Below are 7,505 nucleotides of genomic sequence, written 5' to 3'. Positions count from 1 at the left end.
GGTCGGGCCAACCATCGCCTGGACGAGCCCAGCCACGCCATCTTCGTGCCCGCCAACCGGTTTGAAGTGCTGGAGTGCCAGGCGGCCCGCGAGGCCATCGCAGAGAACCGGCTGGACGGCGACCCCCCGCGCATCGGCGCGCTGGACGTGCTGGCCCAGCACATCATGGCCTGCGCCTGTTCCGAACCGTTCCACGCGGCGGCGCTCTACGAGGAGATTACCGCGTCAGGCCCCTATCGCGACCTCGCCTGGGAGGATTTTGAGGCGACGGTCGATTTCGTCTCGACCGGCGGCTACGCGCTCAAGGCCTATGATCGCTTCCGTCGGATCGTGCGCGGCCCTGACCAGCTCTGGCGCGTGCGCGACGCCCAGACCGCCCAGAGGCATCGTCTGAACGCCGGGGCGATCATCTCACCGGCCATGCTGGCCGTGCGCTACGCCGGGCGCGGCGGCCCAAATGGCGCCAGGGGGGCCGGCCGCAAGATCGGCGAGATCGAAGAAGGCATGCTGGAGATGCTCGATCCCGGCGACACCTTCGTCTTCGCCGGCCAGACCTGGGCTCTGCAGGCGGTGACCAATCTCGACGTGCTGGTTCGGCCGGCCAATGATCGCGACGCCAAGATGCCCTCGTGGGGTGGCTCGAAGTTCGCGCTCTCCACCTATCTGGCCCGGCGCGTCCGCCAGTTGATGTTCGACGAAGCGCACTGGCCGGTGCTGCCGCAGGACGTGCAGGAATGGCTGGCGGCCCAGAAGGCGCGGTCGCGGATTGTGGCCGAGGACGAGATGCTGCTCGAGACCTTTCCGCGCGGCAAACGCCGGTTCCTTGTCTGCTACCCCTTCGAAGGCCGTCTGGCGCACACCACGCTCGCCATGCTCCTGACCCGCCGTCTGGAGCGCAGCGGCGTCGGGCCGCTCGGCTTTGTCTGCAACGACTATGCGCTGGCGATCTGGTCGCTGGAACCGATGGACGGGCTCGATTTCGCCGAGCTGTTCGATCAGGACATGCTGGGTGACGATCTTGAATCCTGGCTCCAGGAGAGCTTCATGATGAAGCGGGCCTTCAAGGGCTGCGCGATCATCGCCGGGCTGATCGAACGGCGCTTTCCCGGCGCCCAGCAGAAGACGGGGCGGCAGATCACCTTCTCCACCGACCTGATCTACGACGTGCTGCGGCGACACCAGCCGGACCACCTGCTGCTGCGCTGCGCGAGGACCGATGCGGCGTCGGGCCTGATCGATGTGGCGCGCCTCGGCGACCTGCTGGCGCGCATCAAGGGCCGTATCCGCCATGCGGCGCTCGATCGGCTTTCGCCTTTCGCGGTGCCGATGATGCTCGAGCTTGGGCGAGAGCGCAGTCCTGGAGGCGCGGGCGACACCCTGCTGGCCGAGGCTGAGGCCGACCTGATCGCGGAAGCCCTGGCATGAGCGCGCTGACGGCGCCGCCCACTCCGGCGTTCGCCGCGAGCCCCTGCGGCGGGCTGGCGGCGCCGCTGGCCGGCGCGGAGGTGGTGATGCGGGCCTCCGGGGCCCTTTGGCTGCCGAACGCGCGCGCGCTGCTCGCCGCGGATCTGCACCTGGAGAAGGGCTCGGCCTACGCCCGGCGGGGTCAGATGCTGCCGCCCTATGACACGCACGATACGATCTCGCGGCTGGAGTCCGAGATCGCCGCGCTCGATCCGGTCATCGTCGCGCTGCTGGGCGACACGTTCCACGACTCCGGCGCTGAGGGTCGTCTCTGCGCTGACGAAGCCAGTCGCCTGTCAGCCGTCGCCCGGGGCCGCACCCTGGTCTGGATTGTCGGCAATCACGACGTCGACGGTCCCAAAGCCCTGCCCGGCGAGGTCGTCGACACCCTTTCCCTCGCAGGCCTGATGCTGGGGCACGAGCCCACGCCCGGTCCGTCGCCGGGCGAGATCGCCGGCCACCTGCACCCGGCCGCCCGGGTCGCCGCCCCAAGGGGGACCATCCGACGACGCTGTTTCGTCACCGACGGGTCGCGGATGATCCTGCCGGCCTTCGGAGCCTTCGCCGGCGGACTCAATGTCCGGGATCGCGCCTTCGCCGGCCTCTTCGTCCGACCCCCGCTGGTCGGCGCCCTGGCGACAAACCGCGTCCGCGCCATCGGCTGGAAGCGCTGCGTGGGCGACTGAGCGGCCTGATCCGCCTTACGCGCTCAGAATCTTCTCAAGCGCCACGGCCAGCGAGATGCAGGCCGCCGCCGTCGCCGTGGTCGACAGCACGGGATACCGAGAGGGCGTGTCCGGCGTCTGATGGTCGAACAACCACTGGAGCATGAACGCCGCCAGGAAGCCGCCCAACAGCCACTCATCCGGCGCGCGCCCGCGTGACAGCAGGATCACCCAACCGGCCACAGCGCAGGTCGCGGCGAACGCCTGTCGCACCCAGCGCGGATTGGGCTCGCGGGTCTCCAGGCCCCACTTCACGCCGCCCAGGAACGAGAGCGAAACCGCCGCCCACTCCAGCAGCATCGTCAGGGTCGGTTTCGCCAGATGGTCCGGCCCATAGGCGTACAGGCCCGCAGTGACCGGAAACGGCGATAGCGCGATGAGCGCGATGATCCAGAGCGGTGCCGGTATCGTTTCCGATTTTCTGGAGGATCGCACGTCGTCCATGGGCGATCAGTCTCTCCGGAACACCGCCGAGGCCGCCCAGCCCGCCGCAAGCGCGAAAGCCATGGAGGCCAGACCATATGACCATGGCCCTGAATGCGCCCAAACGTAAAGAGCCCGCTCCAACCCCACCTTTTCCACGGTCAGGGCGCGAACCTGGCGCGAGACGGGGCGTCCGTCCTGGAACAGCAGGACCTCGGCCTGGTAGGTTCCGGTCGGGGCGCCGGCCGGCAGATCAATCTCCGCCCGAAACAGGCCCCGGTCCACGAACCGCACGCCCCGGGCGTCCTCGCGATACAGCCCCGCCGCCTGCTTCAGTCGCACCACGGCGCGCCGCCACACGTAGTAGTCCTCGCCTAGACGGCTCACCACCACGTCGCGGACGCCATAGCGCGTCTCCACTCGCTGTTCCGCCGGCGCATTGATCTTCAGGTGGTCAACCCCGGCGCCCAGCCGACGCAGCACGCTGAACGTGGCGATCTGATCCAGCGGTCGGTTGGCGGCGGCGCGGTAGAACCCCGGTGCGCCTTCGAAGATGACCGGACGGCTGTTGAGCCAAAGGCCGAACACCCGCTGCTTGCGCGTCAACCTCACCGGCCGTTCGGGCCCGCGCACGAGCACCACAACGTCGCTGGGCCGAGCCGCCGCGTCGAAGACCGCGCCATAGAGCACGATCCTGGCGCCCCTGAAATCGGCGGCGACCTTCACATGCGTGTCGGTGAGGGCCGCCGACACCACCGGCGCCTGAGCCTGGGCCGGGCCGCCGAGACCGAGCCCCAGTCCAAGTCCGAGCAGCGCGCGCCTCATCCGCCGGCCCCGGTCAGCATCAGGAACGGCTCGTCGGGCGCCAGGAACAGGCCGAGTCCCATCCGCAGGCCGACAAACAGCACGATCACCGCCAGGACAGCCCTGAGTTCCTCGGCGCGGAACCGGGTCGAAGCACGCGCGCCGAACTGCGCGCCCACGATCCCGCCGATGATGAGCAAAGTCGCCAGCATCACGTCCACGGTCTGGTTGCGTCCGGCCTGCAGCACGCCGGTCAGAGCCGTGGTGATGATGATCTGAAACAGGCTGGTGCCGACCACCACGCCCGCCGGCATCCGCAGCAGATAGATCATGGCCGGCACCAGGATGAACCCGCCGCCGACCCCCATGATCGCCGACAGCACGCCCACCAACCCGCCCAGCGCCAGTGGCGGGATGATGCTGATATAGAGCCTGGAGCGGGGAAACCTCACCTTCAGCGGCAGGCCATACAGCCAGATAGGTCGACGGTCGCGATGCGGCGGATCCGCCTCCCCGCGCCGGCGCCGCAGGATCGCGCCCAGGCTCTCCACAAGCATCAAGCCGCCGATGACGCTCAGGAACAGCAGGTAGGAGACCGACACCACGAGTTCGGCCTGTCCGGCCAGCCTCAGCCAGCGGAACAGTTCGACCCCTGCGAAGGCGCCGACCACCCCGCCCGCCGCCAGCACCATCCCCATTCGCCAGTCGACGGCGCGTCGACGGCGATAGGCCATCACGCTCGACATCGATGAAGCGGCCACGTGGTGGGCCATGGTCGAGACCGCCACGGCCGGGGGAATGCCCAGGAACACCAGCATCGGGGTCATCAGGAACCCTCCGCCGATGCCGAACATGCCCGAGATGAAACCCACCAGCGCGCCCAGCGCGATCACCAGCGGCGCATTGACCGAGACTTCGGCGATGGGGAGGTAGAGGTCCAACGCCCCAACCTAGGTTGTCACCGACGCGCCGCCGGGCTCGTCGTGAGGTCTGCCTGATAGGCGTTCAGCGCCAGCCGGTAGGCGTCATTGGGTCGCCCATCGACCGGACCGTCATAGTATCCGAGGCGCAGCAGGACGATCTGCGTCTGGCGGACATTGAGCGAGGGCGAGGGCTCGCGCGCCACAGCCGGCGTGGGCCGCGGCGTGGCGGCCGCGGGCTGGCCAGGCTTGGCCGTTGCGGGCTCCAGCGTCGCCAGCGCCTTCTTCGCCTCGGCGTCGCCGCGCGCGGCGGCCAGACGGAACCAGTAGCGGGCCTGGGAGACATCCCGCGCCACCCCGGTTCCGGACTGATAGACGAGCCCCAGGTTGTACTGACTCTCCACGATCCCGGCGGAGGCGGCCCGGCGGAACCAGTCGATGGCTTGGACCAGGTCCTGCACGCCGCCTTCGCCGCGGAACAGATAGACGCCCAGATTGTGCATGGCCCGCGGTTCGCCCGCCTCGGCCGCCAGCGCCGTCAGCTTGCGCGCCTCGACTGGATCGCGGCTGAGACCCGCCTCGCCCGCATCGTAGAGCTGAGCGAGATAGAGCCGCGCCTGGGAATGCCCCGTCCCGGCCAGCGCCTGAAGCCGCGCAACGGCGCCCTGCTCACCCGCTTCGACATCGGCCCGCACCCGCTCGAAGGCCGGAGCCTCGCCCAGAAGGGCGGGTGTCGCGCGGGCCATGGCGGCGCGAGGCGCAGCCGGAACCGCGGGCGCAGCGGTTTCGGTCCTGGACGACTCCCCATCCTGCATCAGGGTCAGACCGGCTGCGCCCATGCTCAGGAAAGCCGCCCCGCCGGCGATCATCAGCGCCGTCTGCAGGGTCGAGTTCGGCGTCCGGCGCGGCTTCGAGCCGAACCCCTGGAAGAAGCGTCCGGTCGCGGCGCGCGTTCCGAACCCGGTGCGGACACGTCCCGTCGGGGCCGCGCTGCTGTCTGGCGCAGTCTGGGCGGCGCGGGCCGCGGCGCGCGCGCGCTCGATCACCTCGCGCGTCGACAGTCCGTCGGCGCGCGGCGATTCGAAGAGCTCATCGTCGGCGGTCTGATCGATCGGCTCAAAGGCCTCGGAAGACGCGGTCTCGGGCACGTCCAGATCCAGCCGCCGCCAGGGCGGGTCGATCACATCGGCCTCGGTATCGGTCTCGGCCCGCGGTTCCGCCGCCGGACTCAGGTCAGATGGAAGCTCGGGCTCCGGCGCGGGCGGCGGACCCAGGGTCGCCAGCGTGTCGGCGTCGATCCGCGGCGGCGGCTCCACCTTGGTCTGGAGCGGGAGGGGCCCGGCCGCCGCTTCGGGTTCCCCCGCCGGCGCCTTCTCCTCCGACTGCGCCAGCCGGACGTTCAGCGTCTCGGCGACCCGGGCCAGCTCAGCGTTCAGTCTCTCGAAGGATTGCGCTTGAACCTGCTCACCGCGCGCCAGCCGCAACTCCACGGCGCCGGCGATCCGGGCCACCTCGGTCCCCACCTGGTCGATGGCGGTGGCGCTACGGTCGTCGACCTCGGTCAGTTTGCGGCTGACGGCCTCGGCCATGGCCAACACCTGGCGGCCGATGGCTTCGACCGCGCCCACGGCCCGCGCCTCCACCGCCCGCACGTCGCGGGTCAGATCATCGAGTCGCGCGTCCAGCGCGCCGGGCGCCAGGGTGGCCAGCCGTTCGGCCAGTTCGCGACGTTCCGCCTCCACCTGTTGGGTCAGGGTTCGGGCCAACGCCTCGAAGCGACGCTCAGCCGCCTCTGCGCCCCCGCGCTCGGCCGCCGCCACCCGGCGATCCAGGCCCTCTAGCGCATGGGTCAGGTTGTCGAGCGCGCGGCCCGTCGCCGCCTCGGCCGCTTCCAACCGGTCGCCAAGTCGCGCAAGCGCGCCCTCCGAGGTCGGTTCCATCGGCGCCGAACGCGTACGTTCGATCACCTCAATCCGTGCGGCGGCCCCACGCAGCGCATGCTCAACACCCTGGATCGCCAGGCCGGTCCGGGTCTCCGACGCCTCGAGCCGCTCGGCCAGCCAGTCGAGCGCTGCGGTCGACGCGCCGCCTTCGGTCACGGGATTGACGGGACTGGTGCGCAGGCGGGGCCGATCCAGCCGGTGCGCCGCCCGAGCCATCTGGCTCTCCTGCGTCACTTCATCCGGGGTGTCGTCTTCGAGGATCACCTGGTTCAGCCAGGCGCCCAGGGTCAGACCGGAACGGCGGGCATGGTTTTTCGCGACCTCTCGGGCCTTGGGGTCAATCCCCTTAACGCTCCAGGGGGTCCCCGCGCTCATCGCGAATCGTTACTCCCGCCGAACTTTGACGCTATCGACCGATTCCTGGGGTGTAAACGAAACCTGAATACCAGATGTGGGGTGGCTAACGCCTTCCTGTGGATGAGCCTGCGGGCTTGGACTATCCCGGCGCCATGGACGTCCTGACCAGTCTCGCTCTCGCGGCCGCTTTCGCCGGCCTCGCCGTCTTCGCGGGCTGGCTCGGAGCGAAACCGCCGGACTTCAGGCGCGGCCCTCGCATGATCCCCTGGCGTCCGATCATGGTCGCCGCCGCCACGGTAGCCATTCTGTTGATCATCCAGGCCGAGCGCGCGGCCGGGTTCGTTCCGCCCGGACGTTGAACTGGCGATGGTGGCCGCAATTGCGGATTACCGGCATATTGCGCGAGACGCGCCCTGACTGGCCCGCAGGAGTTCGCCGATTCGATGTCCGTCACACCTGATGACCAAGCTGAGCCCGGTTCCGGCTCGTTCTGGGATCCGCTCGCGAACTGGCCCAATGACGACATCCTGCTGACCAAGCCGGCGCGGGCCAGCCTGCGCGCGCGAAACATGCGCAGTCTCCGGGTCTTGGACTGGCCCGAGTTGCGCGCCCAGTTCACCCGCTATGAGGGCCCGGCCACCCAGAACGCTCGGCGCAGCCGCTGGCTGGGCGCCATCGACCATGCGGCTCGGGCGCAGTGGCTCGCCAACCGGTTCTGGACGGAACGGATGCGCGCGCTCTACTTCCAGACCCTGGTCAACAATCTCGGTCTCGTCGCCGAGGCCATGCGCAGCGACTCGGCGCTGGGCGAGTGGAAGCTGCTCCGGGCGCGCGCTCTGGCCGCAATGCCGACGCCGAGCGACGTGACC

General features: G+C 69.8%; 7 protein-coding genes and 1 pseudogene. 4 read left to right on the top strand and 4 right to left on the bottom strand.

Features of this window, described 5'->3' with window-relative positions:
* Positions 1-1,425: pseudogene (locus ACIQ3R_RS12635) on the top strand (DNA ligase-associated DEXH box helicase); the annotation flags it as partial.
* Entirely contained in the window at positions 1,422-2,150 is a 729-nt protein-coding gene (gene pdeM / locus ACIQ3R_RS12630; RefSeq protein WP_397419020.1) for a ligase-associated DNA damage response endonuclease PdeM, read from the top strand. The pseudogene ACIQ3R_RS12635 and the gene pdeM, both read left to right, overlap by 4 nt.
* Positions 2,151-2,165: 15 nt before the next feature.
* On the opposite strand, the gene ACIQ3R_RS12625 is transcribed toward pdeM, so the two are convergent.
* The 4 genes from ACIQ3R_RS12625 to ACIQ3R_RS12610 are packed head-to-tail and all read right to left on the bottom strand — an operon-like array spanning position 2,166 to position 6,654.
* Positions 2,166-2,633, bottom strand: coding sequence for a DUF3429 domain-containing protein (locus ACIQ3R_RS12625; protein ID WP_397419019.1), 468 nt, complete (start codon positions 2,631-2,633; stop codon positions 2,166-2,168).
* 6 nt (positions 2,634-2,639) lie between these two features.
* Positions 2,640-3,437, bottom strand: a complete 798-nt coding sequence (locus tag ACIQ3R_RS12620) for a TIGR02186 family protein (protein WP_397419018.1) — start codon at positions 3,435-3,437, stop codon at positions 2,640-2,642.
* Positions 3,434-4,357, bottom strand: a complete 924-nt coding sequence (locus ACIQ3R_RS12615) for a sulfite exporter TauE/SafE family protein (RefSeq protein ID WP_397419017.1) — start codon at positions 4,355-4,357, stop codon at positions 3,434-3,436. Before ACIQ3R_RS12615 ends, ACIQ3R_RS12620 begins: the two co-directional genes overlap by 4 nt.
* Before the next feature lie 17 nt (positions 4,358-4,374).
* On the bottom strand, positions 4,375-6,654 hold the full coding sequence (locus tag ACIQ3R_RS12610) for a hypothetical protein (RefSeq protein WP_397419015.1): 2,280 nt from the start codon (positions 6,652-6,654) through the stop codon (positions 4,375-4,377).
* A gap of 116 nt (positions 6,655-6,770) precedes the next feature.
* On the opposite strand from ACIQ3R_RS12610, the gene ACIQ3R_RS12605 reads away from it, so the two are divergent.
* Together ACIQ3R_RS12605 and ACIQ3R_RS12600 are read left to right on the top strand one after the other, a co-directional pair.
* The gene (locus ACIQ3R_RS12605) at positions 6,771-6,995 is read left to right on the top strand and encodes a hypothetical protein (RefSeq protein ID WP_397419013.1); all 225 of its coding nucleotides are present in this window, start codon (positions 6,771-6,773) and stop codon (positions 6,993-6,995) included.
* An 84-nt stretch (positions 6,996-7,079) separates the two neighbouring features.
* The coding region (locus ACIQ3R_RS12600; protein ID WP_397419011.1) for a hypothetical protein at positions 7,080-7,505 on the top strand (426 nt) is incomplete at its 3' end.

Origin of the sequence: Phenylobacterium sp. (genome assembly GCF_044371015.1) — a bacterium.
Classification (GTDB): Bacteria; Pseudomonadota; Alphaproteobacteria; order Caulobacterales; family Caulobacteraceae; genus Phenylobacterium.
The sequence above is the reverse complement of the archived record's forward strand: the minus strand, read 5'-3'. Positions and strand labels throughout refer to the sequence as shown.

What these genes read in the sequence shown, in the direction of transcription:
- ACIQ3R_RS12620 (WP_397419018.1), bottom strand. Translation starts at nt 3,437, where the DNA reads ATGAGGCGCGCGCTGCTCGGACTTGGACTGGGGCTCGGTCTCGGCGGC.
- ACIQ3R_RS12625 (WP_397419019.1), bottom strand. Translation starts at nt 2,633, where the DNA reads ATGGACGACGTGCGATCCTCCAGAAAATCGGAAACGATACCGGCACCG.
- ACIQ3R_RS12610 (WP_397419015.1), bottom strand. Translation starts at nt 6,654, where the DNA reads ATGAGCGCGGGGACCCCCTGGAGCGTTAAGGGGATTGACCCCAAGGCC.
- pdeM (WP_397419020.1), top strand. Translation starts at nt 1,422, where the DNA reads ATGAGCGCGCTGACGGCGCCGCCCACTCCGGCGTTCGCCGCGAGCCCC.